The 551-nt window shown below is 58.6% G+C and carries 1 tRNA gene and 1 rRNA gene; both read right to left on the reverse strand.

From position 1 onward, the window contains the following. Positions 1-268 precede the first annotated feature (268 nt). A tRNA-Ala gene (locus NO978_RS19730) sits at positions 269-340 on the reverse strand. Positions 341-458: 118 nt separating this feature from the next. Then, positions 459-551 (reverse strand): 16S ribosomal RNA (locus NO978_RS19735); the annotation flags it as partial.

Below are 551 nucleotides of genomic sequence, written 5' to 3' on the forward strand. Positions count from 1 at the left end.
TTCGTCGGCTCTTGAGCCGAGCTATCCATCAGGTGGCAGAGTAGCCACGTTAATATATGGGACGTTCACTGTGACCCGGAATGGTCCAGTGGACGCCTGGATTGCGCGTACACACGGTGTCATAACGTTGCCCAGGAGTGTAAGCTGGGCTACGTTCGACCCTTCCCACCCTCGCTTGCACGGGGTGGTGCATCGGTTCGTTGTTCGGATAGAGTCGTATCGGTCTCCCACACTTAAGGGGAGCGATTCGAACTCCATCCGAACGACATGGACCCACTGGGATTCGAACCCAGGGCATCCTCCTTGCAAAGGAGGCACTCTACCACTGAGCTATGGGCCCACCCCCTCTCGGGGGTCTGCGTTAGCCTTGGTAGTTCAAAGGTGCTCGATCGGGCACGACGACGGCTCGGGACTCGGACGCCAAAGGTGGGCCAGACGTATCGTCTGGTCCCGATCTGTGGAGGTGATCCAGCCGCAGATTCCCCTACGGCTACCTTGTTACGACTTAAGCCCCCTTGCGAAGCCCAGATTCGACCCATCTCTGGGCCTCA

It is taken from the genome of Haloarchaeobius sp. FL176 (genome assembly GCF_024609245.1).
Lineage (GTDB): Archaea > Halobacteriota > Halobacteria > Halobacteriales > Natrialbaceae > Haloarchaeobius.